This is a genomic window from Rhizobium sp. BK049 (genome assembly GCF_014193135.1).
In the GTDB taxonomy this organism is placed as follows: Bacteria; Pseudomonadota; Alphaproteobacteria; order Rhizobiales; family Rhizobiaceae; genus Rhizobium.
Genome location: NZ_JACHYV010000021.1, coordinates 58,840 through 84,302 on the forward strand (window position 1 = coordinate 58,840; position 25,463 = coordinate 84,302).

Genomic DNA, 25,463 nt, shown 5'->3' on the forward strand with positions numbered 1-25,463 from the left:
ATGCTTGCTTTCGATTCTTCCGACACGCCACCGACAACCGAACCTGCGATCAGGAAGCCGTCACACGGCAACGAAAGTTACCTTGCGCTCGTCTGGCGCCGGTTGCGGCGCTCCTGGACCGGCATGGCAGGGTTGGTGCTCGTCGGGCTTTTGATCATCATGGCGGTCTTTGCCGATTTTTTCGCGCCGATGGATCCGAAGGCGACCGATGTCGGCTTCGCGCCGCCGCAGGTGATGAGCTTCCACGACAAGGACGGAAACTTCGTCTTCCGGCCGCGCGTCTACGCGCTGTCGGATTCCGAGGAGCTCGATCCGGTCACCTTTCAGCCGATCGTCGGCATGGATTACGACAATCCGCGGCTGCTCGGCTTCTTCGTCGAAGGCGCGGAGTACAAGCTGTTCGGCCTCATTCCAGCGAACCGGCACTTCTTCGGTTCGACCGATGGCCAGCCGGTGCATTTCCTCGGCACCGACAAGTTCGGCCGCGACGTGCTGTCGCGCGCCATCATCGGCTCGCGGATTTCGCTGATGATCGCGCTGACAGTTGTCTTCATCGTCACACTCATCGGCACGACGGTGGGCATGGTCTCGGGTTATTTCGGCGGCACCTTCGATATCTGGCTGCAGCGCTTCGTCGAACTGGTGCTCGCCTTCCCACAGCTGCCGCTCTATCTCGCATTGACCTCGCTGATTCCGGTGACGGCGCCGACCAATGTCTTCCTCGCCTTCGTGATCGTCGTGATGTCGGCGCTCGGCTGGGCGCAGATGTCGCGCGAGGTGCGCGGCAAGACCCTGGCCCTTGCCCGTATCGATTATGTCCGGGCGGCGATGGCCGTCGGCGCGACCGACCGGCGCATCATCATCCAGCATATCCTGCCCAACGTGATGAGCCACGTCATCGTCGCGGTGACGCTGCACATACCAAGCGTCGTCCTGTTGGAATCCTTCCTCGGTTTCCTGGGCTTTGCCGTTAAACCGCCGCTGATCTCCTGGGGGCTGATGTTGCAGGATACGGCGACCTATTCGGTCATCGGCTCCTATCCCTGGATTCTCTCTCCCGTCGGCTTCGTGCTCGTCACCGTCTTCGCCTTCAATGCGCTCGGCGACGGACTGCGCGACGCGGTCGACCCTTATTGAGGTGATTGATATGGCTCTTGCACTGGTCAGCTCCTTCGCCCCGCCCGTCCGTCATGATCATGACGGCCGCTCGGAAACGCCGATTATCGACGCCCGCAACGTCGCGGTGAATTTCAAGGTCGAGGACGGCATGGTCGAAGCCGTCAAGGATGTCTCCTTCCAGCTCTATCGCGGCGAGACGATCGCCATCGTCGGCGAATCCGGCTCCGGCAAATCGGTGACGGCGCGCACGGTGATGGGGCTCCTGTCGAAGCGTGCCGTCGTCTCCGATAAATCGACGGTTTCCTATGACGGCAGCAACATCCTGAAGTTTTCCGAGCGGGCGCGCCGCAAGCTGCGCGGCGATCGCATCTCGATGATCTTCCAGGAGCCGATGAGTTCGCTGAACCCGATCTATACGATCGGCAGCCAGATCGTCGAGGCGATCCGCGCCCATCGTCGGATGAGCCGGAAAGATGCGGAAAGGCGGGCGCTCGAGCTGCTCGAACATGTGCAGATCCCCGATCCGGCGGCGAGACTCCGGCAATATCCGCATCAGCTTTCCGGCGGCCAGCGCCAGCGTGTGATGATCGCCATGGCGCTCGCCAACGATCCCGACGTCTTGATCGCCGATGAGCCGACGACGGCGCTCGACGTCACCGTGCAGGCGCAGATCCTGAACCTCATCCGCAACCTGCAGAAAGAGCTGGGAATGGCGGTCATCCTCATCACCCATGATCTCACGGTGGTGCGGCAGTTCTCCGATTACGTCTATGTGATGCAGCATGGCGAGGTGCGAGAGCACAATGTCACCGAGGCGCTCTTTGCCAATCCGCAGCACCCCTACACCCGGCATCTGCTCGCCTCCGAGCCTCGTGGACAAGCCAATCCGCTGCCGGAGGGCTCCGACATCATCCTCGATGCCAAGGGCGTGCGGGTCGGCTTCATGCTGCGTCACGGCACCTTCCTCAAGCCCGAGATGCGCGAGCTTGTCGCCGTCGACAGCCTAAGCCTGACGCTGCGCCGTCACGAGACGCTCGGCCTCGTCGGCGAATCCGGCTCCGGCAAGACCACCTTCGGCCAGGCGATCTTGCGGCTGAACACGCCGCAGGCGGGCGAGATCCATTTCGACCGCCAGCCGATCCACGGGCTTTCCAGGGCCGAGATGCGGCCCCTGCGCGCCCGCATGCAGGTGGTGTTCCAGGACCCATTCTCCTCGCTCAATCCGCGCATGACGATCGGCCAGATCATCGAGGAAGGCCTTGTCGTAAACCGGCTCGGCGCGACGCGGGCCGAACGGCAGGACCGAGTGCGCGAGGCGCTTGTTGCCGCCGGCATGCCCGGCAATATCCTGTCGCGTTTCCCGCATGAATTTTCCGGCGGCCAGCGACAGCGCATCGCGATCGCCCGCGCCATAGCGCTGGAGCCGGAATTCATCCTGCTCGACGAGCCGACATCGGCGCTCGACCTTTCGGTCCAGGCGCAGATCATCGAGCTCCTGCGCAAGCTGCAGGACGAGCGGGGCTTGAGTTACCTCTTTATCTCCCACGACCTCAAGGTCGTCCGCGCTCTCTGCCATCGCGTCATCGTGATGCAGCATGGCAAGATCATGGAAGAGGGGCCCGTCGACGAAGTTCTCACCAATCCCAAGACCGCTTACACCGAACGGCTCGTCAAGGCCGCTTTCGAGGTAGCATGATTATCGAATGCCGGAGGCTATAATGGCAGGAAATCCCAAGATCACTTTCATCGGAGCAGGCTCCACCGTCTTCATGAAGAACATCATCGGCGACGTGCTTCAGCGTCCCGCTCTGTCGGGCGCGACCATCGCCCTGATGGACCTCAATCCGCAGCGGCTGGAAGAAAGCGCCATCGTCGTCAACAAGCTGATCTCGACGCTCGGCGTCAAGGCCAAGGCCGAGACCTATTCCGACCAGCGCAAGGCGCTTTCAGGCGCCGATTTCGTCGTCGTCGCCTTCCAGATCGGCGGCTACGAGCCCTGCACCGTCACCGATTTCGAGGTGCCGAAGAAATACGGGCTGCGCCAGACGATCGCCGATACGCTCGGCGTCGGCGGCATCATGCGGGGCTTGCGCACCGTGCCGCATCTCTGGAAGGTCTGCGAGGACATGCTCGCCGTCTGCCCCGAGGCGATCATGCTGCAATATGTCAACCCGATGGCGATCAACACCTGGGCGATATCGGAGAAATACCCGACCATTCGCCAGGTCGGCCTCTGCCACTCGGTGCAGGGCACGGCGATGGAGCTCGCGCACGATCTCGATATTCCCTACGAGGAAATCCGCTATCGCGCCGCCGGCATCAACCACATGGCCTTCTATCTCAAATTCGAGCATCGCCAGGCCGATGGCTCGTACCGCAACCTCTATCCCGATCTCCTGCGCGCCTATCGCGAGGGCAGGGCGCCGAAGCCCGGCTGGAACCCGCGCTGCCCGAACAAGGTGCGCTACGAGATGCTGACGCGGCTCGGCTATTTCGTCACCGAAAGCTCCGAGCATTTCGCCGAATACACGCCCTATTTCATCAAGGAGGGCCGCGAGGACCTGATCGAGAAATTCGGCATTCCGCTCGATGAATATCCGAAGCGCTGCATCGAGCAGATCGAGCGCTGGAAGGGCCAGGCCGAGGCCTATCGCAGCGCCGACAAGATCGAGGTGAAGCCGTCGAAGGAATATGCCTCCTCGATCATCAACTCGGTCTGGACCGGTGAGCCCTCGGTGATCTACGGCAATGTCCGCAACAATGGCTGCATCACCTCGCTGCCGGAAAACTGCGCCGCCGAAGTGCCCTGCCTCGTCGACGCCTCCGGCATCCAGCCGACCTTCATCGGCGACCTGCCGCCGCAGCTGACGGCGCTGATCCGCACCAACATCAACGTCCAGGAACTGACGGTGCAGGCGCTGATGACGGAAAATCGCGAGCACATCTATCACGCCGCGATGATGGACCCCCATACGGCGGCCGAACTCGACCTCGACCAGATCTGGTCGCTGGTCGACGACCTGCTCGCCGCTCACGGGGACTGGCTGCCCGAATGGGCCCGTACCAACCGAAAAGTCCAGGCCGCCTGATCCCCTCTCCCGGGTGAGGCGTCGAGAAGCCCCGCGGTCGCAACAACCGCGGGGCTTTTGCGAGAAAAACCTGTTGCGGACGTGAGTCGCCGCGGGAAAAACAAGGTTGATCGAGCGTTGGGCCGCTCAGTCTGGTTTGAATCCGATCACCATCGAGTCCGGCCCCAGCAACGGCTCGACGCGCGTGGATACGAAACCGGCGTCGCGCATCCAGGCTTGGCAGTCGGCGCCGGAGTAGTCGAATCCTCCGCGGGTCTCGATCAGCATGTTCAAGCTCATCAGCAGGCCAAAGGCGTTGCTGCGGCGGTCATCGTCGATCACGGCGTCGTAGACGATCAGGGCCCCGCCGTTCGGCAGCGCGGCAAAGGTTTTTTCCAGCAGCATCCTCTTCTCGGCAAGATCCCAGTCGTGGAGGATATGCCCCATCACGATCACATCCGCACGTGGCAGCGGGCTGTCGAAGAAGTTGCCCTGTTGGAAGCGAATGCGGTCGGCAAGGCCGTGCCGGGCGACGAACTCGTCAAATATCGGCTGCACGGCGGGTAGGTCGAAGCCGAGGGCCTGGAGATGCGGATGGGCTTTGGCGATCACCACCGGTACCATGCCTTGCGCCGCGCCCACGTCGGCGAAGCTCGTGTATTTCGACCAGTCGAACTTGGCGGCGATCGCCTGCGCCGGACCGGCGCTGATCCCGCTCATCGCCTCGAGGAACCCGCGCAGCCGTGCCGGATCCGCGTATATCGCAGCAAAGAGGTCCTCGCTGTACTTGGCTTCGTTCTGCGGCTCTCCGGTCTGCAGGGCTTCGGTAAGCGAGCCCCAGAAACCGTATAGCCGGGCATTGGCCATTTCGAGGATGCCGCCGATATAGGATGGCTTCGCCTTGTCGAGGAAGAGGTCCGCATCGGTGGCATTGCGATAGCTGCCGTCCTCGCGTTCGAGCAGCTTCAGGGCCACCAGGGCGTCGAGGAAGTCGCGGGCCGAACGGGGATGCAGTTTCAGCCTGGCCTCAAGGTCGGTCAGGTCGGCCGGGCCGGCTGCGAGCTCGGTGAAGACGCCGAGCTCGACCGCGCTGAGCAGGGCTTTGGAGGCCCAGAACCCCATGCCAAGCTGCATGATGTTGTCCGGCGTCGTTGCGCCCATCGCTCGTCTCCTCGTAGGTCGTGTCGTCGAACGGCACCTGGAATTGCCGCGATAACCGAAGTGGCCGACGGCGCTGCGAAGCCGAGGACGTTCCGTCTCGTCGAGGCACCCTCCAAGTAAAACTAAAGCGTTTTATGATGGGGGGCAATTAATCAAGATTCACTAGCCAAGAGCCCAACGGCTGAGCGGCGATACCGACAGCTGACTTTCACAGCGAAGTTGAGTCGCAATGTACGAATTCAAATTGGTGCGGTTGCGAACACCTAAACCGCATCAGCCCGGCGCCGAGGGCGAATGCTGCGCCGTGCCTATTCCGCAGACGCCTGCGACGCCTCACAAAGTTCGTCGCCTTCTGGAGCAATCCGCTGTCTAGATTGTTCCCGCGCGGTTTCTTTTGCGCCACTCTTCGTACTCTGTGCGGGCATCGTCGTGCAGCGGATAGTAGCGCTGCAGCGACCCGCCCTCCATCAGCTTCGCTCGCGAGAACTCCTCCCAATCGTGGTGCTTTTGCGATTCTTCGATGACCTTCGGGGCCATTGCGACTGGTAGCACCACCACCCCGTCATCGTCCGCGACGATGATGTCTCCGGGGATTACCGTGACATCGCCGCAGGCAATCGGGACGTTGACGGCGTTGGGGTAGATGCTCGTCTGTACATGGTAGTTGGGCGTCCAGCCGCGCAGCCAGAGGGCGAGATCGAGCTTCTCGACATTGGGCCGGTCGCGCATGCAGCCATCGATGACGATGCCAGCGCCGCCTCTGCCTTTGAAATAGGTCGACATCATATCGCCGAAGACGCCCGAGCTCATGTCGCCGCGCGCGTCGACCACGACCACATCGCCCTCCTGCACGTGATAGAGCACGTGCCGGTGCAGCTGCGTCTCCGGATCTGCATATTCTCCCTCGTTGAAAAGGTCCGGACGCTGAGGCAGGAACTGGAGCGTCAGCGCCGGGCCGACGATCGACTTGCCGCGGCTCTGCGATACCGGGCCGACCATATGCGGATTGCGGAAGCCCATGTGGCCGAGCGTACCGGCAATGGTCGCGGCGCCGATCTCCTTCAGCGCGTCGATCAAGTCTTTGGACGGTCGCGTGATATCGGGCGTATGCGTCATTTTAGGCTCCGGTGGATGAAACTACCAGTTGGTGACAGAACCGTCGCGGCGCTTCAGGTGGGGCGCCTCCCAGAAACGAAAGCTCTCCGCCTTGACCGCCTCTTCGTTGACCTCGACGCCGAGACCCGGCAGATCGCTGACCGGATAGTCCGTGCCGTCGAGCCGCGGTTGCACGGGGAAGAAGTCGGAATTGTCGAAGCCGAGCTTGGCTTCGGGCGCCCTGGTCTCCAGCCAGGCGAAATTCGGCACCGCAGCGGCGAGATGGATGGTCGCGGCCGTGCAGACTGGACCAAGGGGATTGTGCGGCATCAGGTCCACATAGTGCGCCTCGCTCCAGCCAGCGACCTTCATCGCTTCGGTAAGCCCGCCAACATTGCAGACATCGAGCCGGTTGAACTGATGGATGCCGCGCTCGATATATGGCAGGAACTGCCACTTGCTGGCAAATTCCTCGCCGATGGCGAAGGGGATGTCGGTCATCATGCGTAGGGATTCGTAAGCCCCAGGTGTTTCGTCTCGGATCGGCTCCTCGAGGAAATCAAGCACACCACGGCCGAGCTTGTTGCAGAAGCTCGCCGCCTCTGCCACCGACAGCCGATGATGGTAGTCGATGCCGAGAACGACGTCATCGCCGAGCGCCTCGCGCGCGCTGTTCAGCATCCGTGCGGTAGGCCCGATCGACTCCCGCGGCTCGAAGATGTCCTTGCTGCTTTGCCCGATGGGGAAGAAACGGATCGCCTGCCAACCCTGTGCGCGCAGTTCGCGGGCGCGGTCGATGGCGACATCGCCCTCGGCCTCGTCGCCGGTCGAGGCGAAGGTCGGAATGCGGTCGCGCTGCTTGCCGCCGAGCAGTTCGTAGGCTGGAACCCCCAGCGCCTTGCCCTTGATGTCGTGAAGGGCAATGTCGATCGCGGAAATCGCCGCCTGCAGAACGCGCCCGCCTTCGAAATATTGGCTGCGATAAATTTCCTGCCAGATCCGACCAATCTGCATCGGGTCGCGGCCGATGAGAAATTCGCGATAGTGCTCGATCGCGCCGGCCACGGCCTTCTCGCGGCCGCTCAAGCCGCTCTCGCCCCAACCGAAGATACCGCTATCGGTCTCCACCTTGACCAGCATCTGGTTGCGTGTTCCGACCCATGCAGGATAGGGCTTGATTTCCGTGATTTTAAGCTTCGCAGTCATCCACGCCTCGTTTCACACGCATCCGCCATGAGTCAGTTGGCCTTCAGCGCCATTTCCGTTTCGCCGTCAAACAGATGCATCCGCTCCTGATCGAATTCGAGCCAGATCTGTTCGTCGGGCGTGACCGCAACGGTCGGCGGCACGCTGACATTGACGACGGCGCCGGACAGGAACGCCTGTACGAAGGTGACGTCTCCGGTCGGCTCCACCGTATAGGCCTTGGCAGGGATGCTTCCAGGAACCACGCTCTTGTGCAGCTTGACCGTCGAGTGGCGTGCGCCGAGCACGATCTTCCTCGTGGATGACCTTGCAACTTTCTGGGCGTTTTGCGGCGAAAGCTCGAGGCGCCAGCCCTCCGCGCTGGTCAACACGGTCTCGCCGCCTGCCGTGGACGCCTCCAGTGGGATAAGGCTCATCGCCGGGCTGCCGACGAAGCTGGCGACGAACATGTTCACCGGATGGGCAAAGACCTGCGCCGGAGTATCGTATTGCTGCAGATAGCCGCCGTTCATCACAGCCATCCTGTCGGCCATGGTCACCGCTTCGAGCTGATCGTGCGTCACATAGATGATCGTCGCCTTGAGGTCCTGGTGGAAACGTTTGATCTCTGACCGCATCTGCACGCGCAGTTTTGCGTCGAGGTTGGAAAGCGGTTCATCCATCAGGAATACTGCCGGATCGCGAACGAGCGCACGGCCGAGCGCCACGCGCTGCTGTTGGCCGCCCGAAAGTTCGCGTGGCTTGCGCTCGAGCAGCTGCGTCATGTCGAGCACGCGCGCTGCTTCCCTGACCTTCTTGTCGATCTCGTCCTTTGGCAGTTTGCGCATCTGCAGCGGAAACGCCAGATTCTTGTAGACAGATTTCTGCGGATAGAGCGCGTAGTTCTGGAACACCATTGCAATGTCCCGGTCCTTGGGGTCGAGGTCGTTGACCACCCGGTCGCCGATGACGATGTCGCCGGAAGTGATGGGGATAAGCCCCGCCACAAGATTGAGCGTGGTTGTCTTGCCGCAGCCTGAAGGGCCGACGAGCGCAACGAATTCACCGTCATTGACCGTCAACGAAACATCGTTGACAGCTTTGAAGGCGCCATAGGTCTTGACCAGATCTTTGAGGACCACGTGGGCCACCGGCAACTCCCTAGTGCTTGACTGCGCCTTCGGTGAGGGCGCGTACGAAGTATCGTTGAAGGACAAGGAACAGGACGACGACGGGCACGCTCATCATGAAGCTTGCCGCCATCAGGCCCGGAAAGTCCGTCGTGTTTTCCGAGAAGAAGCGCTGGATGCCGACCGGCAGCGTCAATTGCTCGTTCTTGGAGAGAAAGGTGTAGGCGTAGATGTACTCGTTCCACGCGCCGATGAAGGAATAGATCGCCGTGGCGATGATGCCCGGAGCCGAGAGCGGCATGACGATCAGGAGAAAGGCCTGGAACCGCGTTGCACCGTCGATGCGCGCGGCCTGCTCGAGTTGCACCGGGATGTTGTCGTAGAAGCCCTTGAGGAGCCAGATTGCCAGCGGCAGACCGAAGGTGAGGTAAGTGAGGACGAGCGACCCATGCGTGTTCACCAGCCCGATGGCGCGCATCAGGATGAAGAGCGGCACGAGAAAGATCACTGCCGGGAACATGTTGCGAAGCAGGACGGCGAAGAACAGAAAGTTCCGGCCCGGGAAGGTGAAGCGCGAAAACGCGTAGGCCGCAGGAACTGCCACGATCACCGAAAGGATCGTCGTGGTGATAGAGACGAAAAGGCTGTTCCAGAAGAAGCGCAGGAAGTCCTGGCCGACGCTGTTTTGCTGATCGAGCAGCTTCTGGTAGCTGGCGAGGGTGGGTTGGTCCGGCCACCATTGCGGCGGAAATTGCATGGCCGCGAAGCCGGACTTGATCGAGGTGATCAGCATCCACACCATCGGTAATGCCGTGTAAAGCAACATGAACACAAGGAAGATGCGTCCGCCCCACCGCCATCCATCGATGCGCGCACGGCGACGCGCCTGCCTTCGATGAGCAGTCTCGGCAATCGCGCTCATTCGCTTCCACCCCTCTGTTCGTTACCGCTCAGAGCACGGACGTAGAAGTAGCCGAGCGCCATCAGGATCAGGAACAGCAGCACCGAATAGGCCGATGCCACCCCCCAGCGCTGGCGGCCGAAGGCAAGCTCATAGATGTGGGTGATCCAGATATGCGATGCGTTCGAGGGTCCGCCGCCGGTCATGATCCAGGGGATGATGAAAGAATTGAAGTTGGCCACTGCGAGCAGAAGGATAGTCACCGTCGAGACGTTTCTCAAATGCGGAAAGGTGACGTGCCAGAACCGCTGCCAAGCATTGGCTCCGTCGACTTTGGCGGCGCGCAGCAACTGCTCGGGAACGGTCTGCAGGCCAGCCATCATCATGATCATGGCAAACGGAAACTCGCGCCAGATGTTGACGACGATCAAGGAGGGCAGCACTGTGCTGACGCTGTCGATGAAGTTTGGCGGCCGATCGGCCCATCCGAGGCCGACCAGCACCGCGCCGATTATCCCGAAGTCCGAATGGTAGATCCACTTCCAGATATAGGACGCGGCCACAGCGCTGATGACCCAGGGGATGATCAGGATGGCGCGCAGAATGCCGCGGCCGACAAAGTCGCGATGGAGCGCCAGGGCGCAGGCAAATCCCAGGACAAATGAAATGAGAGTGGATCCCAGGGTCCAGATGAGAGTGTTCGAGGTGACCTTCCAGAACACCGCACTTGTGAGGATGGCGGTGTAGTTGTCGAAACCGACGAAGATCTTGTCCCGGAGCTGCAGGCCAGGCGGTGTGTTGAAGAACGACAGTTCGATTGTGTAGTAGATCGGGTAGGCGATGACGATGAGCATCACGGCGATCGCGGGAAGCACGTATGCATAGTCAGCGCGATGCTCCAAGATGTTTCGCAGCACGCCGAGCCGATCGGATTGCAGTCTGCGGTGAGCCTCGGCCTTGCCAGTCAAGATCGTCACTGTGCGGTGCCCCTATTCTTCGGAACAAACCGGCTGCAATCGAGGTGCAGCCGGTCAGATCGTCAGGATTGACTAGAGTCCGCCGTCCATCAGGTCTTTGACCTTCTTGGCTGCGTCGTCCGCTGCTTGGTCGACCGTCATGGCCCCGGTCAGGGCATTCTGCAGCATGTCCGGGATGATGATGTTCATGATCTCGGGCGACTGTGGCAGTGCCGGGAACGGGATGCCGTAGGGCAGCATCGAAGTCGTGACATCAAGAAACTTGATGTTATCGAGACGCTCCTTCATCCACTTGGTCTTGAAGCCGTTCAGGTTGCCGGGGTTCGAACCGGCATAGGCCATCTTCAGCGACCATTCCGGGCTCGTCCACATGCAGATGATGGCCTTTGCAGCCGGCTCGTCTACCTTGCCGCCCTCGACATATTCGGGCTTCAGGATGTGAATGTTGGAGCCGCCAAACACGACGGCACGCTTGCCGTCGGGGCCGGTCGGAATGAGGCCGTAGCGCATGTTGTCGATGACGGTCTGGGCTTTTTCCTTGTCGCTGCCCGTCGTCTTCTTCTGCAGGTCGAGCATGACGTTGTAGTCGGACGGGTGCGAGATCATCATGCCGAGCTGGCCAGCGAGGAACAGGGGCTGATTGTCGGCCTGCTGGTTGGTGAGCGCCGAAACCGGAACCGACTTGTCGCGAACATACATGTCGTAGGAGGCTTGCAAGGCCGCCTTGCTCTGCGGGCTATTGAGCTGGACCTCCTTGTAGGTCGGGTTGGCGGTCGCCTCGTCGAAGACGCCGCCGCCATAGGCCCATAGCTGCGGCATGAAGCGGTATGGCGTATTACCCGCATTCTTTCGAGCCACGAGGCCGTAACCGGCAATACCAAGCTTGTCGTGGATCTGCTTGGAATACTTGACGACGTCGTCCCAGGTTACAGGAGCCTTGTCGGGATCGAGACCTGCACGCTTGAAGACATCGGCGTTCCAGATGAATGCCATCGTTTCGTTGTTGGTTGGGATGCCGTAGGTCACTCCCTCCCACGTCACCGCCTTCATGGCGCCTGGCCAGAAATCCTCGGTCGAATAGCCTACATCCTCGGGCTTGAGCGGTTGCAAATAACCCTTTGAGGCGAACTCGGTCCCGCCGAGGATTTGTAGGCGGACCGCCATGGGCGCCGCATTGCCCAAAAGTGCGGTCCGGAACTTGTCCAGAAGGTCGTTATAGGTAAGGGCTTGTTCCTCAAGCTGGATGTTTGGATAGGTTTTGCGGAAGGTCTCGAAGAAGTCCTTGTAATACTGGCGCAGGAGGTCGGGGTCGCCCTCGAACACGCCCTGATACCAGAATGTCAGCCGCCCCTTATAGTCGAGGGGGGTGACCTTGGCGCAACCGGCCGCCGTGTCGAACTCCTGCGTGCCGGCAATCGAGCGCACATATTGCGGTGACCACTGGCTCAAGTCGACCGGCGCACTGAGCGCAGGCACGGACATCAACGATACCATCAAAGCAGTGGATACAGTGCCGCGTACCACGACACGGCCGAGCGAAAGACTCGTCATAGATATTCTCCCAGGTTTTCTCCCAAGCCGCTCTTCAGGCGAGCGGTCTTGCTCCCAGGTCGTGGGATTCTCCCACTTAATGTATCCCTTCGACCTTATAATACGTTTTCATGCCATAGATTATCTGTCAACTGAAGAAAATCGTACATTGTTTTAGAAGATTTTGCGTGATATCTCGGAAATGTGTGTATGGATTGGGGACAGTCTTGGCCGAGACAAGCGAATTTAAAGCACAGCCGCCCGAGGGAATCGACGCTACTGGAGCCTCGAGCGAGGGCGCGTCTGTTTACCAGCTGATCAGGGACGACATCATCGAAGGGCGGCTCGCGGCCAACGAGCGGCTCGTCATCACCGATCTCGCCCGGCGCCACGGCACTTCGACCAACCCCGTGCGGGAGGCTTTGCAACTGCTGCGCGGCGAGGGCTTTGTCACCTTCGTTCCCAACCGCGGAGCGCGCGTCCGGCCCATCGATCAGGACTTTGTTCGGGATATCTACGAGATAGGCGTCTTAATCGAGCCCTCACTGACGCGCTGGTTCGTGAATATGGCGACGGTGGAGGACATTGCTGAACTCGAACGCATCCAAAGCCTCATTGAAGAGAACAACTTTGCCGACACGCTAAGGCATAGCGAACTCGACACCGCCTTTCATACCGTCATGTACCGGAAGCACTACAATCGCCATGCCGCCGAGCTTTGGTGGAAGCATCGCGAAGTGCTTCGAGCCGTGAGCCGCCGCTTCGATTTTACGCTTGCCCGGCGTGCAGCGATCCTGAGCGAGCATCGCGAGCTGATCGCGCATGTCAAAGCCGGAAGGGCGAACGAGGCAGCCGAACTTATCGCACGCCATGTCGAAGGCTCGGGGCGGCACATCCTCGAACACATGCGTGCGCGTAACGCCGCTCGCGCAGGATAGAGTGCATACCCGGAACACTTCAGGTAGAGGCAGTTGAGATGAAAATCACCAGCGTTCGGCCGTGGCTCATCAGATCGGATGCTTCTTACTGGGGAGAGTTTCTATTTGTCGAAGTGACGACCGACGAGGGAGTGAGCGGCTGGGGAGAGATCACCACCACGACAAGGCTCGCCAATCGGGCCCTGTGCACGATCTTGCGGCAGATCGGCGCCGCTTTGACGGGTGAGGATTCGGCGCGCATCGAGTATCTGTGGCACAAGATATTCCGCAGCTTCACCTACATGGGCAGTCGCGGCGCCGCCGTCGAATGCGTCAGCGCCATCGACATAGCCCTCTGGGACATCCGGGGCAAAGTCCTTGGCAAGCCGATATACGAGCTCCTGGGCGGACCGGTACGCGACCGAATTGCGCTCTACACCCATCCCAACCAGGCCAAGTTTACGAGCAAGGAGGCGGTGGTCAGGGAAATTCGAGATATCGTCGAATCCGGTCACACCGCGCTCAAGTTCGATCCTTTCCCATACCAGGGCATCGCCTCTGGTGGACTGGCTCGCGAACAACGAAACGGCTACCTCGATGGCAGCATGACGCGCAAGGATGAGCGTGAGGCCGCCGAACTCACCGCCCTCATCCGCGAAACGGCGGGCGCTGATGTCGACATCCTCATCGATGCGCATGGCCGGTTCGACGTTCCCACTGCCATTCGCCTTTGCCGCAGTCTCGAGGAAGCCGGTCAGATCGACTGGTTCGAGGAACCCTGTCCACCGGAGAGCCTCAATGCCCTCAGGCAGGTTCGTGAGAAGGTCAGCGCCGCTATATCCTGGGGCGAGCGCGGCCACACGAAATGGGATTTCGTGCCGGTGCTCGAAAACAGGCTCGCCGACTACATCATGCCCGATGTCACCTGGACCGGCGGCATTACCGAACTCAAGAAGATTTCTGCCCTGTGCGAAGCCTACTACATCCCCGTCTCACCGCATGACGCCGCAGGGCCGATCAACGTGGTTGCCGGAGCGCAGGTGATGATGACCGTTCCCAACTTCTACAAACTCGAAACGTCGGAGTGGAACCTCGGCAAATACGATCACCTCATCGACACACCGCTCGATGTTTCTAACGGCAGCCTCACTCTTACGCCCAAGCCGGGTCTCGGCGTTGAAATGAACCGCGAATACCTCCAAAACCATGAGATAGAGCTCGACTAGCCAGCAACGCTCTCAGCCGCCCCAGCGTCCGCGGCGATGAGCTCCCCACCAGAACGAGGAAAAGTCATGCCAGAGGCATATTCGGCCGACGAGGCGCTCAATCGGGTGAACACGCATTCAAGGCCGTCAGACCTTCGCATCACCGACATGCGGGTAGCCGAAATTACCGGAGCGCCTTTCGCCTCGGTGCTGCTCAAGATTCACACGAACCAGGGCATCGTCGGGCTGGGCGAAGTGCGCGACGGTGCAAGCGCCACCTACGCACTGATGCTGAAGAGCCGGTTGCTTGGCGAAAATCCTTGCGACATCGACCGCCTGTTTCGCCGGATCAAGCAGTTCGGTGGCCACGGCCGGCAAGGTGGCGGCGTATCGGCGGTTGAAATCGCCTTGTGGGATCTTGCCGGAAAAGCCTATGGCGTCCCGATCTACCAGATGCTTGGCGGGCGTTTCCGGGAGAAAGTGCGCCTCTATTGCGATACCGACGCCGCTGTGGCGAGCGGCACCGCAACCGGCAAGCGCCTCAAGCAGCGCATGGAACTCGGCTTCACCTTCCTCAAGATGGATCTGGGTCTGATGCAGATCGCTGATGTGCCCGGTGCGGTCGTCTTTCCTGCCGGTTCACTGGAAGGGTACCGAACCAGCCCCGTTCGGGGGCCGCTGAAGACCATAGAAGAGCGGCGGATCCGCAATGCTTCGTACGATCTGCATAACGTCCCGCACCCGTTTACCGGTCTGCACTTTTCGGACAAGGGCCTCGATCTGCTCGAGCAATACATCGCCGAGGTGCGTGAGGTCATCGGCATGGATGTACCGCTGGCGATCGACCATATCGGCCATATTTCGATGCAGAATGGCATCCGCCTTGCCAGGCGGATCGAAAAATATGTGCCGGCCTGGCTCGAGGATGTGATCCCATGGCAGTATACCGAGCAATACCGACAACTCCAGGACGCCACCACGGTGCCGATCTGCACCGGCGAGGATATATACCTCAAGGAAGGCTTCGAGCCTCTGCTCAAGAGCGGCGGCGTCTCCGTGATCCACCCGGACCTGCTCACCACCGGGGGCATCCTCGAGACAAAGAAGATCGGCGACATGGCGCAGGACCATGGTGTCGCCATGGCCATACACATGGCAGAAAGTCCAATCGCCGCGATGGCCGCCGCACACGTCGCGACGGCGACCGAAAACTTCATGGCGCTCGAATACCACTCCGCCGACGTGGACTGGTGGGACGATATCGTCACTGGCCTTCCCAAGCCGCTGGTAAAGGACGGCTTTATCACTGTTTCGGACAAGCCCGGCCTCGGGATTGACGACGTGGTCGACGAGGTGATCTCGCAGCATCTGCAGCCGGGGGTCACCGGCATCTGGGAGCCTACCGATCATTGGGACGATGAGTATTCCTGGGATCGCACCTGGAGTTGAACGGACGGACCTGAGATGAAGATCACCGACCTGCGCTGTGCCGTTATCGGCAGACACCCGATCGTCCGCATCGTTACCGACGAGGGCCTTTATGGCCTGGGCGAAGTCGAATTCACCAAGTCATACCTCAATCCCTTTGTACTGCATTTCCGCGAGGCGCTGATCGGCGAGGATCCGACCGATGTCGAGAGAGTGATGCTGAAGATCCGTCAACGCGGCTCTTTCAAGCCGTACGGCGCGGCGGTGAGCGCCATCGAGCACGCGCTGTGGGATATTGCTGGCAAGGCCGCGGGCGTGCCCGTCTATAAACTGCTCGGAGGCAAGGTGCGTGACAAGGTGCGCGTTTACAACGGCTCGGTCCGCCAGGTTCGCACCGGCGATCGGCCGGAGGATTACGCCGCCGACGTCAGATGGATGTTGGAGCAGCCGCAGAACTTCTTCATGATCAAGCAGGGAATCTCCTTCCATTCCAACATGAAGGACACCATCGAGGGTTTCCATTACGGCGTGACCCAGAAGAAGGCCGGCTATCACGGCGCCATGGATCAGGGCGTGATCAGCGAGCGGGGTTTCAACCACATGCTCGACTGCGTGATAGCAATGAAAGAAGTGCTGGGCGACAAGGTCAGCCTGGCGCTCGACTGCGGTCCGGGCTGGATGCTGCCGGATGCGATCAGGTTCGCTCGCGCCGTCGAAAAGTACAATTTGATGTGGCTCGAGGACATGCTGACCGGCGATTACGTGCCGTGGGTCAATCCGCAGGCCTATCGGGAGCTGACGACCTCCACCTCGACGCCAATCCACACTGGTGAGCAGATCTACCTCAGGCACAATTTCAAGGAACTGATCGAGACGCAGGCAGTCCGCGTCATCGGCCCCGATCCAGCCGATATTGGCGGCATTGCCGAGCTCAAATGGGTCGCCGAGCACGCCTACATGCACTCGATCCTGATGGCACCGCACGGCACCGCTAACGGCCTGCTCGGCCTCGGGGCGTTGATCAATGTCTGCGCAACATTGCCGGCGAATTACGTCGCTTTCGAATATCCGACTGCTTCGGACCCCTGGTGGGAGGACCTTGTCATCGGCTTGCCGCCGCAGATCGTGAAGGACAGCATGGTGGACCTACTGGAAGCGCCTGGGCTGGGTCTCGATATCGATGCTGAGGCGGCAAAGAAATACCTCAGGGAAGAGGACGCGGGCTTTTTCGACTGAACCACCATCCACCTGCCGTGTCTATGCTGTCGGGCGCCGCCGGCATCAACCACATGGCCTTCTATCTCAAGTTCGAGCATCGCCAGGCCGACGGCTCCTACCGCAACCTCTATCTTGCGCGCCTATCGTGAGGGCAGGGTGCCGAAGCCCGGCTGGAATCCGCGCTGCCCGAACAAGGTGCGCTACGAGATGCTGACGCGGCTCGGCTATTTCGTCACCGAGAGCTCGGAGCACTTCGCCGAACACACGCCGGCCGCGAGGACCTGATCGAGAAATTCGGCATTCCGCTCGATGACTATCCGAAGCGCTGCATCGTGCAGATCGAACGCTGGAAGGGTCAGGCCGAGGCGTATCTTAGCGCTGAGATCGAGGTGACGCCGTCCACGCAGCCGCCCCGCAGATTTCGCCCCATTGGCCGGGCACCACCGTCCCAAACCGCCCCTCCACTCTATCGCTCCGCCGCGGCCCGGCACCTGATGTTCAAAATTATGGCCGCGAGCTACCTTTGTGACCAATCAAATGAACAATCTTGACAAGACGCCACCCGCATAGCAAAATGTACAAAATTCTAGACATGACATGACCTCACGTCCAGTCAAATGAACAAAGCGGTATAATCGTGCCCCGTCAGAGAAGCTACTCCAGAGTCACGCACCAGGCGCTCACCATGCTCGGCAAGCTGATCCGCGTCGGGCGCGCCGAGCGCGGCCTGACCGCACAGGAACTAGCCAACCGCGCCGGCATCAGCCGCACGACCCTGTCCAGCATCGAAAAAGGCGCGCCGGGCCCGGAGATCGGCATCGTATTCGAAGTCGCCTCAATCGTCGGTGTGCGCCTGTTCGACTATGACGAACGCACTCTCCACCTGCACAACGCCCGCCTTGACGAAAAACTGACCCTGATGCCGAAGAGCGTCCGCCACAGTGTGAAGGAGGTCGATGATGACTTCTAAGGCGGACGCTACCAAAGCCTTTGTCTGGATGTGGCTGCCGGGGGCGACGGAACCAGTCGTGGCCGGCCGCCTCGACCAGGATGGCGAGCGCCTGCTCTATACCTACGGCGCCAGCTACCGCCGCCGGAACAACGCTATTTCCATCTATGAACCGGAACTGCCGCTTCAGGAAGGCGTCATTGCGCCTATCAACGGCCTGCAAATGGCAAGCTGCATTCGCGACGGCTCGCCGGACGCCTGGGGCCGCCGTGTCATCATCAACAGGCTGACGGGTAAGAAACCCGACGCTGCCGGCGTGCCGGAGATCAGCGAGTTGACCTTCCTGCTCCAGTCAGGCTCCGACCGGATTGGCGCCCTCGACTTTCAGGCATCGGCCACGGAGTACGTCCCCCGCCTTACCGCGCAAGCTTCGCTCGACGAACTCCTCGAAGCGGCCGAACTCATCGAAAAAGGCGTCCCTCTTACTTCGGCACTCGACCAGGCCCTTAATCACGGCACCTCGATCGGTGGCGCGCGTCCAAAGGCGCTAATCGACGACGACACGAAGAAGTTCATCGCGAAATTCTCGGCGACCAACGACACCTACAGCGTTGTGAAGGCCGAGTTCATCGCGATGAAGCTGGCGACTGCGTGCGGTCTCAACGCCGCTTCAGTCTCCATGACCCGTGCCGCGCAAAAGGACGTGCTGCTGATCGAGCGCTTCGACCGCAGCCACACCAAAAACGGTTGGACGCGCCACGCCATGGTCTCGGCACTGACCATGCTGGGCCTTGATGAGATGATGGCCCGCTATGCCTCCTACGAAGACCTCGCCGAACTGATCCGCCACCGCTTCACCGATCCGAAGGACACGCTCAAGGAGCTCTACGGGCGGATATGCTTCAACGTGTTGTGCGGGAACACCGACGACCATGCTCGCAACCATGCGGCGTTCTGGGAGGGCAAAGGGCTGACCCTGACCCCCGCTTATGACATCTGCCCGCAAGGCCGCACAGGCAACGAAGCCACGCAGGCGATGCTGATCAAGGGCGAGAGCCGCGCCAGCACGCTCTCCACCTTGCTCGCTGCCGCGCCCGACTATCACCTGAAAGAGGCGGAAGCCGGCGCGCTGATCGAACACCAGATCACGACCATCGCCGAACACTGGCAAGAGGTCTGCGACGAGGCCGAACTAAGCCCCGTCGACCGCAAACTGTTCGCCGCGCGTCAGTTTCTCAACAGCTATGCCCTCGAAGGCCTCGAAAACCACAAGGCACTGCAGGACGCATTCCGCACCGCGCGCGAATCCCTGATCGCCAGCGGAGGCGCCTGACGCTGACCGCGGCTCAAAAGAGGCGCATGGCCTGAAGCCTTCCTTCGCTCCCTCGGCCGTGTCATGGACTGCGGAGCAGACCGCCTCTGGACTGCGGTGCTGTTGTAGCTGCTGTGTTCGTTGGGATAACTGTCTGGCTCCTTAAATCCCCGACCCGTCGAGCTGCTCGTCGTCGTCGCCTTCCCAGGGCGAGGGCATCGAGGCGCGATTGGCAGAGGGCATCGGCATCCAGCATTTCAACTCCGGCTCGGCATATTCGATGATGTGCCCGGGCGAAGAATCCGAGGCGCGCCAGCCTTCTCCGCCGAACTGATCGCCATGCGACCAGTAGGCGAGGTCGACTTCCGCCGGCCCCTGTTCGGATGCTCGGATCGTCACCAGGATGCGGCTGCCGTCTCTCGGTGCGCTTGCCATCTGGCGCCAGCGGTCTTGCTCGTCCATCATGTTCCTCCTGCCTTGCTGCTGCTCAACTGTCGCCTCGCCGCCGAAAGCGGTCAACCCAAACTTTGCGAGCGCAGGGGGGTGCGGGCTTGCCCGCCGTCGCAATATTCATTGTCGGATCGTTTTTTTTGGCTTCGCCGGCCAACAATTCTCACCTGCTTGCCAAAAAACCACAATTGCCTCACTTAGTTCATACATCCACCCTCGGCCTTAAGAATTGGATCAAGACTGAATGCGCATAGCCTATGTTTTTCTCGGTGCATTTCTTGCACTCGCCCCGTCCGCCTATGCCGAGGTCGCAGCGCCACCCGTCTTGAAGCCGCTGACGCGGCAGGCCCAGGCGGCTGAATTGAGCGCGCAATTTCTGTCGCGATACAGCTACAAGCCGGTTCCGCTCGACGATGCTCTCTCGGCGAGGGTGATGGATCAGTTCATCAAGTCGCTTGATCCCGACCGCATGCTCTTCCTGCAGGCCGACATCGACAAGTTCATGGCTGACCGCAACGAGATCGACGACGCCATCGAGCGGCAGGACCTGAAGATCCCCTTTGCCATTTTCAACGCCTATGAACGGCGCGTCGTCGACCGCATGACCTATGCGCGCAGCCTGCTCAAGCAGGGCTTCGACTTCAGCGGCAAGGAAGATTATGCAGTGCTGCGCGACAAGGCGCCCTGGCCGCAGTCGGAAGCCGAACGCAACGATCTCTGGCGCAAGCGCGTCAAAAACGACTGGCTGCGGTTGAAGCTCGGCGGCAAGGACGATGCGGCCATTCGCGAGACGCTCGACAAACGCTATGAGAACACGCTCGAGCGCGCTTACAAGTTCAAGAGCGACGACGTCTTCCAGTCCTTCATGGACGCCTATTCGAATTCGATCGACCCGCACACGGATTATTTCGGTGCGACTGCTTCGGCCGATTTCAACGTCTCGATGAAGCTGTCGCTGTTCGGCATCGGCGCGGTTCTGCAGGAGCGGGACGATTATACGACGATCCGCGAACTCGTGCCTGGCGGGCCGGCGCAGCTCTCCGGCAAGCTCGCCGTCGGCGACCGCATCACTGGCGTCGGCCAGGGCAAGGACGGGCCGATCAAGGAAGTGGTGGGCACCCGTCTCGATGAGGTCGTGCAGATGATCCGCGGCAAGAAAGGCTCGGTGGTGCGGCTCGACATCCTGCCGGCCGATGCCGGCGCCGACGGCGTGCATCGCGTCGTCAGCCTGGTGCGCGACAAGATCAGCCTCGACAAGCAGGCCGCCAGGAAGACCGTGCTGTCGGTGAAGGCGGGCGAGACCACCCGCAAGATCGGCATCATCACCCTGCCGGTCTTTTATGAGGATTTTGAAGCCAAGAACAAGGGCGACAAGGATTACAAGAGCGCCAGCCGCGATGTCGCCAAGCTTCTCGGCGAACTGAGCGAGGAAAAGGTCGACGGCGTTCTCATCGATCTTCGCAACAATGGCGGCGGTTCGCTTGATGAGGCGATCGATCTCACCGGCCTCTTCATCGGCAAGGGCCCGGTCGTTCAGCAGCGCGCCGGCAACGGCAAGATCGAGATCAAGAGCGCCGACCTGACAATGCCTGCCTGGACAGGCCCGTTGGGCGTCCTGATCAACCGCGGCTCGGCCTCGGCTTCGGAGATCTTTGCCGCGGCGATCCAGGATTATGGCCGCGGCGTGATCATTGGCGAGCCGAGTTTCGGCAAGGGCACGGTTCAGACGGTCGTCGATCTCGACCAGGTGGTGCACAACAGCAAACCCGAATTCGGCGAGCTGAAGGTGACGATCGCCCAGTTTTTCCGGATCAACGGCGGCACGACGCAGCTGCGCGGCGTTACCCCCGATATCAGCCTGCCGGGACTGTCGGATCTGGCGAACTTCGGCGAGACCAGTTATGACAATGCCCTGCCATGGGCGGAGATCAAGCCGGCGAAATATGCGCCGGAAGGTGATGTTACGGCATTGCTGCCGGCTTTGCAGAGCCGCCATGATGCGCGGGTCAAGGGCGATCAGGATTTCCAGCGTCTGCTTCAGGACATCGCCGATCTGAAGGCGCAGCGCGAGAAGGGCGTCGTTTCCCTGAACGAAGCCGAACGCCGCAAGGAAGCGGCCGCCCGGGAAGCACGGTTCAAGGCGCGCGCCGAAGCCGGCGATGGCGACGATCTTGCCGGCGACGACGGCCTGCAGGCGGATGAGCGCAGCCTGAGCGCCGATATCGCCATGGAAAATGCCCGCAAGAAGGCGAAGGACGTCCTGCTCTACGAGGCCGCCGCCATTGTCGGGGACGAGGCGGATTTGCAGGGCGGCGCTGTAGAGGCAGCCACGAAGCCGTCGGGAAAGGCGGAGCAGAAATAGGCGGCGCCGATAAACTGCACTATGTCGTTTGGAATGCGCTAACCGGTGATGATGCGAGATGTCCGTTTAACGACAGTTCGAATCTGCTCAACTGCAAGTCATTCTAAGGGGGCTGGAACCGGAAGCGGAAGTTTTATCAACTCCATCGATCTGCCAATCCCGGCCGCGCGGTGGTATCGTTTGCTTCATACTGTTTTCTCTTCCAGTATTCTGACGGGCCGGTCCCACTGGATGAGGACGACGCAGCCGGTTTCGCTCCAGACCGAGTGCTCGGTGCCGGGCCCGTTGACAATGTAGCTGCCGCGGCCGTAATCGCCCGCTTCATCCGATTGCACTCCGTCGAGCACGAGAATGGTTTCGAGCCCCTCATGCCGGTGGCGGGGAACGCCGGCGCCGGCTTCATATTTCAGCAGCGCTACTCCTGGCTGATCACCCTCAAAGGGTCGGATCCAGTGGATCGTCACCTGATCGCGGAAGGGACCGAACTCGAGATCCTTCCAGCCACCCGAGGTCAGCAATTCGCGGGTTGTTTCAGGCATGGGCGATGCTTTCCAATATGGCGTCGACATGAGCCGTCCAGCCGACGATTGCACCCTGGGCGCGGATCATGGCGATGGCTGCGGCCTTGAACTCCGGAAAATAGCTTTCCGTGGCCTCCTCGGCGAGCAGGCATTCATAGCCGCGGTCGTTGGCCTCACGCATAGTGGTCTGCACGCAGACTTCGGTCGTCACGCCTGCGAAAACCAGCTGTTTGATACCTTTCTGCTGCAGCACTTCGCCGAGCTCGGTCGCATAGAAGGCGCCCTTGCCCGGTTTTTCGATGACGACCTCGCCTTTGACCGGAGCAAGCTCCGGCAGAATTGCTGTGCCTGGCTCGCCGGAGATCAGGATGCGGCCCATGGGGCCTTCGTCGCCGATCCTGAGTGTCGGATTGCCGCGGTCGCGTTTCGCCGGCGGCAGATCCGAAAGATCGGGCCGATGGCATTCCATCGTGTGAATGACCGGCAGCCCGGCATAACGAAAGCCCTGGATGAGTCGTTTGACATCGGGCACGATCCTGGTGATGCGGCTGACATCATTGCCAAGGCTGGCGCCGAAGCCGCCGGGCTCGGCGAAATCACGCTGCATGTCGATGACGATCAGGGCGAGCTGGTCGTGCTTCACCGGAAAGGCGAAGGGTTCTGCCTTGATCTCCGCCATCAGTGATGCCCCGCCATATGGGCGCCGATCACGCCGATGTCGGCTGAGCGGGCCGGCGTTTCGTAGACCAGCCTACCTTCGGAAATCACCATGATACGATCGGACATCTCCAGCAGCTCGTCGAGGTCCTCGGAGAGCAGCAACACGGCAGCGCCAGCATTGCGCGCTTTCATGATGCGGGCGCGGATTTCGGCGACGGCCGAGAAATCGAGGCCGAAGCACGGGTTCGAGACGATGAGCAGATCCACCTTGCCGGTGAGTTCACGGGCAAGCACGGCGCGCTGCACATTGCCGCCGGAAAGTGCCGCGATCGGCGAGGCAGACGAGGCTGTCTTCACCTTGAAATCGAAAATCAGCGCCGCGGCGCGCTTCCTCATCTTGCCCTTGTTCAGCCAGATCGCGTCCTTGCCATCTGCCTTGAGGTCAAACGTTCGAAAGGCGAGATTTTCGCTGACCGTCATGCGCGGCGCACAGGCATTCTGCAGCGGCTCCTCGGGAATAAAACGGACATTGTTCTTGCGCGTCTCGGGCCGTGTCGCGCGGTAGGCGTCGCCGTTGACGATAACGCGGCCGGTCTCCGTTGGGCGCTGGCCGGCGAGGATCTCGGTCAATTCCTTCTGGCCATTTCCTGATATCCCGGCGATGCCGACGATCTCGCCGGCGTGAACCATGAGCTCGTCGATTTCGATGGTCTTGAGACCCGAGCGGTCAGGCGCCTTGACCTGCTCGACCTTGAGGACCGGCTTGACGCTCTGCGGGGTGGGAACGCGGCTGTCGAGCTCGGCGAGCTTGACGTCGCCGATCATCATCGTCGCCATCTCGGCCGTGGAGACTTCCCCGACTTTTCCAGAGCCGACAAGCTTGCCGCGCCGCAGAATCGATACAGCATTGGCAAACTTCGTCACCTCATGGAACTTGTGGGAGATCATCAGCACGGTCAGTTCGCCGCGCTGCGTCATCCCGCGCACGAGGCCGAGCATCTCGTCGGCTTCTGCGGGCGTCAGCACCGAGGTCGGCTCGTCGAGGACCAGAAAGGAGCGGCCGAGATAGAGCTGCTTGACGATCTCGAGCTTCTGTTTCTCGCCGGCGGCCAGTTCGCTGACCGGGCGATCCAGCGGAATCTGAAAGGGCATGCGCTCCATGAAGGCGGCAAGATCCTTCCGCTCCTTCGCCCAGTTGATGACAGCAGGGACTTCGGCGCGGCTGATGACGAGGTTTTCGGCACCCGTCAGCGACGGGACCAGCGTGAAGTGCTGATAGACCATGCCGAGGCCATAGGTCGCCGCTTCCCTTGGCGATGCGATCGCCACTTCGCGACCATCGATGGAGAGCGAGCCCGCTGTCGCGTGATAGAAACCCATGATGCATTTGACGAGCGTCGACTTGCCGGCGCCGTTCTCGCCGAGCAGCGCATGGAAACTACCGGCTGGCACCTTGATCGAGACATGGTCAAGCGCGGTGAAGCTGCCGAAGCGCATTGTCATGTCTATCGTATCGATGCCGACGGCCTTGCCGGCCTGCGGGAGTGGCGTGTCGCGGATCGTGCTCATGGCAGCTGGCTCACGAGCGTTGCGGAATTGGAGACGGAGCCGAAGACGCCGCCCTGCATCTTCACCATCTTGATGGCAGCGAGATGATTGCCGTAATCGGTCGCGCCGCAGCAGTCTTCCAGCAGCAGGCATTCGAAGCCGCGGTCGTTCGCCTCGCGCATCGTGGTTGAAACGCAGACGTCGGTGGTGATCCCGGTGAGGATGATGTTCTCGATGCGCTTCTGGTTGAGGATCAGCTCCAGGTCGGTGGCGCAAAACGAGCCCTTGCCGGGCTTATCGATGATCGTCTCGCCTTCGATCGGGTAGAGTTCAGGAATGATGTCCCAGCCGGGTTCGCCGCGTGTGAGGATGCGTCCGCACGGGCCAGGATCGCCGATGCCTGCGCCAATGCGCTGTGAACGCCAGCGCTTGTTGGCCGGCAGGTCGGCGAGATCGGGGCGATGACCCTCGCGGGTGTGGATGATGTGGTAGCCCTTGGCGCGCATGGCGGCCAGCACGCGCTTGATCGGTTCGATCGGCGCCTGAACCAGCGACAGATCGTAACCCATGTGATCGACATAACCGCCCTTGCCGCAGAAATCGGTCTGCATGTCGATGATGATGAGGGCCGTATTGTCCGGGCGCAGTGCGCCGTTATAGGGCCAGGGATAGGGATCGGCGTCGATATAATGTCCTTTGGTCTCAACCATGGCGTCCATCGTCTTCT

General features: G+C 61.0%; 22 protein-coding genes and 1 pseudogene. 11 read left to right on the forward strand and 12 right to left on the reverse strand.

All coding sequences use genetic code 11. From position 1 onward, the window contains the following. From FHT70_RS20975 to FHT70_RS20985, 3 genes are read left to right on the forward strand one after another with little or no spacing between them, the layout of a single operon-like run. The gene (locus FHT70_RS20975) at positions 1–1,137 is read left to right on the forward strand and encodes an ABC transporter permease (RefSeq protein ID WP_183704557.1); all 1,137 of its coding nucleotides are present in this window, start codon (positions 1–3) and stop codon (positions 1,135–1,137) included. 10 nt (positions 1,138–1,147) lie between these two features. Beyond that, complete coding sequence (locus FHT70_RS20980) at positions 1,148–2,815, forward strand: ABC transporter ATP-binding protein (protein WP_183704559.1); 1,668 nt, start codon at positions 1,148–1,150, stop codon at positions 2,813–2,815. Positions 2,816–2,837: 22 nt separating this feature from the next. Further along, positions 2,838–4,208, forward strand: coding sequence for an alpha-glucosidase/alpha-galactosidase (locus FHT70_RS20985; protein ID WP_183704560.1), 1,371 nt, complete (start codon positions 2,838–2,840; stop codon positions 4,206–4,208). A gap of 126 nt (positions 4,209–4,334) precedes the next feature. Here FHT70_RS20985 and FHT70_RS20990 read toward each other — a convergent pair whose 3' ends face one another. The 7 genes from FHT70_RS20990 to FHT70_RS21020 all read right to left on the reverse strand — a co-directional run bounded on the left by FHT70_RS20990 (position 4,335) and on the right by FHT70_RS21020 (position 12,187). After that, a complete protein-coding gene (locus FHT70_RS20990; RefSeq protein ID WP_183704562.1) occupies positions 4,335–5,348 on the reverse strand; it encodes a methyltransferase in 1,014 nt (337 codons plus the stop codon). Between the two features lie 369 nt (positions 5,349–5,717). Continuing rightward, entirely contained in the window at positions 5,718–6,464 is a 747-nt protein-coding gene (locus tag FHT70_RS20995; protein WP_097598861.1) for a ribonuclease activity regulator RraA, read from the reverse strand. Positions 6,465–6,485: 21 nt separating this feature from the next. Next, positions 6,486–7,649: a mandelate racemase/muconate lactonizing enzyme family protein gene (locus tag FHT70_RS21000; protein ID WP_183704564.1), complete on the reverse strand. Its 1,164-nt coding sequence runs from the start codon at positions 7,647–7,649 to the stop codon at positions 6,486–6,488. A gap of 32 nt (positions 7,650–7,681) precedes the next feature. After that, positions 7,682–8,779, reverse strand: a complete 1,098-nt coding sequence (locus FHT70_RS21005) for an ABC transporter ATP-binding protein (RefSeq protein ID WP_183704566.1) — start codon at positions 8,777–8,779, stop codon at positions 7,682–7,684. A gap of 10 nt (positions 8,780–8,789) precedes the next feature. Beyond that, complete coding sequence (locus FHT70_RS21010; RefSeq protein ID WP_183704568.1) at positions 8,790–9,680, reverse strand: carbohydrate ABC transporter permease; 891 nt, start codon at positions 9,678–9,680, stop codon at positions 8,790–8,792. Then, positions 9,677–10,636, reverse strand: coding sequence for a sugar ABC transporter permease (locus FHT70_RS21015; protein ID WP_183704570.1), 960 nt, complete (start codon positions 10,634–10,636; stop codon positions 9,677–9,679). The genes FHT70_RS21010 and FHT70_RS21015 overlap by 4 nt, the downstream gene beginning before the upstream one ends. Positions 10,637–10,708: 72 nt before the next feature. Next, positions 10,709–12,187, reverse strand: coding sequence for a sugar ABC transporter substrate-binding protein (locus FHT70_RS21020; RefSeq protein ID WP_183704572.1), 1,479 nt, complete (start codon positions 12,185–12,187; stop codon positions 10,709–10,711). A gap of 206 nt (positions 12,188–12,393) precedes the next feature. On the opposite strand from FHT70_RS21020, the gene FHT70_RS21025 reads away from it, so the two are divergent. From FHT70_RS21025 to FHT70_RS21055, 7 genes and pseudogenes are all read left to right on the forward strand, one after another. Further along, positions 12,394–13,104 carry a GntR family transcriptional regulator gene (locus FHT70_RS21025; protein ID WP_097598867.1) on the forward strand — a complete coding sequence of 237 codons (711 nt, stop codon included), beginning with the start codon at positions 12,394–12,396 and terminating at the stop codon, positions 13,102–13,104. A 38-nt stretch (positions 13,105–13,142) separates the two neighbouring features. Continuing rightward, entirely contained in the window at positions 13,143–14,309 is a 1,167-nt protein-coding gene (locus FHT70_RS21030; protein WP_183704574.1) for a mandelate racemase/muconate lactonizing enzyme family protein, read from the forward strand. A 66-nt stretch (positions 14,310–14,375) separates the two neighbouring features. Further along, complete coding sequence (locus tag FHT70_RS21035) at positions 14,376–15,737, forward strand: mandelate racemase/muconate lactonizing enzyme family protein (protein WP_183704576.1); 1,362 nt, start codon at positions 14,376–14,378, stop codon at positions 15,735–15,737. A gap of 15 nt (positions 15,738–15,752) precedes the next feature. Next, a complete protein-coding gene (locus FHT70_RS21040) occupies positions 15,753–16,952 on the forward strand; it encodes a mandelate racemase/muconate lactonizing enzyme family protein (protein WP_183704578.1) in 1,200 nt (399 codons plus the stop codon). A gap of 35 nt (positions 16,953–16,987) precedes the next feature. Continuing rightward, a pseudogene (locus FHT70_RS21045) lies at positions 16,988–17,341 on the forward strand (alpha-glucosidase/alpha-galactosidase); the annotation flags it as partial. A gap of 278 nt (positions 17,342–17,619) precedes the next feature. Further along, on the forward strand, positions 17,620–17,904 hold the full coding sequence (locus FHT70_RS21050; protein ID WP_085781272.1) for a helix-turn-helix domain-containing protein: 285 nt from the start codon (positions 17,620–17,622) through the stop codon (positions 17,902–17,904). Next, a complete protein-coding gene (locus FHT70_RS21055; RefSeq protein WP_183704580.1) occupies positions 17,894–19,216 on the forward strand; it encodes a type II toxin-antitoxin system HipA family toxin in 1,323 nt (440 codons plus the stop codon). Before FHT70_RS21050 ends, FHT70_RS21055 begins: the two co-directional genes overlap by 11 nt. Before the next feature lie 141 nt (positions 19,217–19,357). Here the strand turns inward: FHT70_RS21055 and FHT70_RS21060 are convergent, their stop codons facing one another. Then, the gene (locus FHT70_RS21060) at positions 19,358–19,657 is read right to left on the reverse strand and encodes a hypothetical protein (protein ID WP_183704582.1); all 300 of its coding nucleotides are present in this window, start codon (positions 19,655–19,657) and stop codon (positions 19,358–19,360) included. A 232-nt stretch (positions 19,658–19,889) separates the two neighbouring features. Between FHT70_RS21060 and FHT70_RS21065 the strand changes: the two genes are divergently transcribed. Continuing rightward, positions 19,890–22,007 carry a carboxy terminal-processing peptidase gene (locus FHT70_RS21065; protein WP_183704584.1) on the forward strand — a complete coding sequence of 706 codons (2,118 nt, stop codon included), beginning with the start codon at positions 19,890–19,892 and terminating at the stop codon, positions 22,005–22,007. Positions 22,008–22,192: 185 nt separating this feature from the next. Here FHT70_RS21065 and FHT70_RS21070 read toward each other — a convergent pair whose 3' ends face one another. From FHT70_RS21070 to FHT70_RS21085, 4 genes are read right to left on the reverse strand one after another with little or no spacing between them, the layout of a single operon-like run. Then, a complete protein-coding gene (locus tag FHT70_RS21070; RefSeq protein ID WP_085780951.1) occupies positions 22,193–22,546 on the reverse strand; it encodes a cupin domain-containing protein in 354 nt (117 codons plus the stop codon). Further along, entirely contained in the window at positions 22,539–23,207 is a 669-nt protein-coding gene (locus tag FHT70_RS21075; protein WP_183704587.1) for a cysteine hydrolase, read from the reverse strand. Before FHT70_RS21075 ends, FHT70_RS21070 begins: the two co-directional genes overlap by 8 nt. After that, the gene (locus FHT70_RS21080) at positions 23,207–24,757 is read right to left on the reverse strand and encodes an ABC transporter ATP-binding protein (RefSeq protein WP_183704589.1); all 1,551 of its coding nucleotides are present in this window, start codon (positions 24,755–24,757) and stop codon (positions 23,207–23,209) included. The genes FHT70_RS21075 and FHT70_RS21080 overlap by 1 nt, the downstream gene beginning before the upstream one ends. Further along, positions 24,754–25,455, reverse strand: a complete 702-nt coding sequence (locus tag FHT70_RS21085) for an isochorismatase family cysteine hydrolase (protein WP_088682443.1) — start codon at positions 25,453–25,455, stop codon at positions 24,754–24,756. Before FHT70_RS21085 ends, FHT70_RS21080 begins: the two co-directional genes overlap by 4 nt. Positions 25,456–25,463 lie beyond the last annotated feature (8 nt).

Bases quoted from the DNA above. Each gene is read 5' to 3' on its own strand.
- FHT70_RS21065 (WP_183704584.1), top strand. From the start codon at position 19,890: ATGCGCATAGCCTATGTTTTTCTCGGTGCATTTCTTGCACTCGCCCCG.
- FHT70_RS21035 (WP_183704576.1), top strand. From the start codon at position 14,376: ATGCCAGAGGCATATTCGGCCGACGAGGCGCTCAATCGGGTGAACACG.
- FHT70_RS21000 (WP_183704564.1), bottom strand. From the start codon at position 7,649: ATGACTGCGAAGCTTAAAATCACGGAAATCAAGCCCTATCCTGCATGG.
- FHT70_RS21085 (WP_088682443.1), bottom strand. From the start codon at position 25,455: ATGGACGCCATGGTTGAGACCAAAGGACATTATATCGACGCCGATCCC.
- FHT70_RS21050 (WP_085781272.1), top strand. From the start codon at position 17,620: ATGCTCGGCAAGCTGATCCGCGTCGGGCGCGCCGAGCGCGGCCTGACC.
- FHT70_RS21020 (WP_183704572.1), bottom strand. From the start codon at position 12,187: ATGACGAGTCTTTCGCTCGGCCGTGTCGTGGTACGCGGCACTGTATCC.
- FHT70_RS21055 (WP_183704580.1), top strand. From the start codon at position 17,894: ATGACTTCTAAGGCGGACGCTACCAAAGCCTTTGTCTGGATGTGGCTG.
- FHT70_RS21070 (WP_085780951.1), bottom strand. From the start codon at position 22,546: ATGCCTGAAACAACCCGCGAATTGCTGACCTCGGGTGGCTGGAAGGAT.
- FHT70_RS21040 (WP_183704578.1), top strand. From the start codon at position 15,753: ATGAAGATCACCGACCTGCGCTGTGCCGTTATCGGCAGACACCCGATC.
- FHT70_RS20990 (WP_183704562.1), bottom strand. From the start codon at position 5,348: ATGGGCGCAACGACGCCGGACAACATCATGCAGCTTGGCATGGGGTTC.
- FHT70_RS21075 (WP_183704587.1), bottom strand. From the start codon at position 23,207: ATGGCGGAGATCAAGGCAGAACCCTTCGCCTTTCCGGTGAAGCACGAC.
- FHT70_RS20975 (WP_183704557.1), top strand. From the start codon at position 1: ATGCTTGCTTTCGATTCTTCCGACACGCCACCGACAACCGAACCTGCG.
- FHT70_RS21060 (WP_183704582.1), bottom strand. From the start codon at position 19,657: ATGGACGAGCAAGACCGCTGGCGCCAGATGGCAAGCGCACCGAGAGAC.
- FHT70_RS21010 (WP_183704568.1), bottom strand. From the start codon at position 9,680: ATGAGCGCGATTGCCGAGACTGCTCATCGAAGGCAGGCGCGTCGCCGT.
- FHT70_RS20985 (WP_183704560.1), top strand. From the start codon at position 2,838: ATGGCAGGAAATCCCAAGATCACTTTCATCGGAGCAGGCTCCACCGTC.
- FHT70_RS21030 (WP_183704574.1), top strand. From the start codon at position 13,143: ATGAAAATCACCAGCGTTCGGCCGTGGCTCATCAGATCGGATGCTTCT.
- FHT70_RS20980 (WP_183704559.1), top strand. From the start codon at position 1,148: ATGGCTCTTGCACTGGTCAGCTCCTTCGCCCCGCCCGTCCGTCATGAT.
- FHT70_RS21080 (WP_183704589.1), bottom strand. From the start codon at position 24,757: ATGAGCACGATCCGCGACACGCCACTCCCGCAGGCCGGCAAGGCCGTC.
- FHT70_RS20995 (WP_097598861.1), bottom strand. From the start codon at position 6,464: ATGACGCATACGCCCGATATCACGCGACCGTCCAAAGACTTGATCGAC.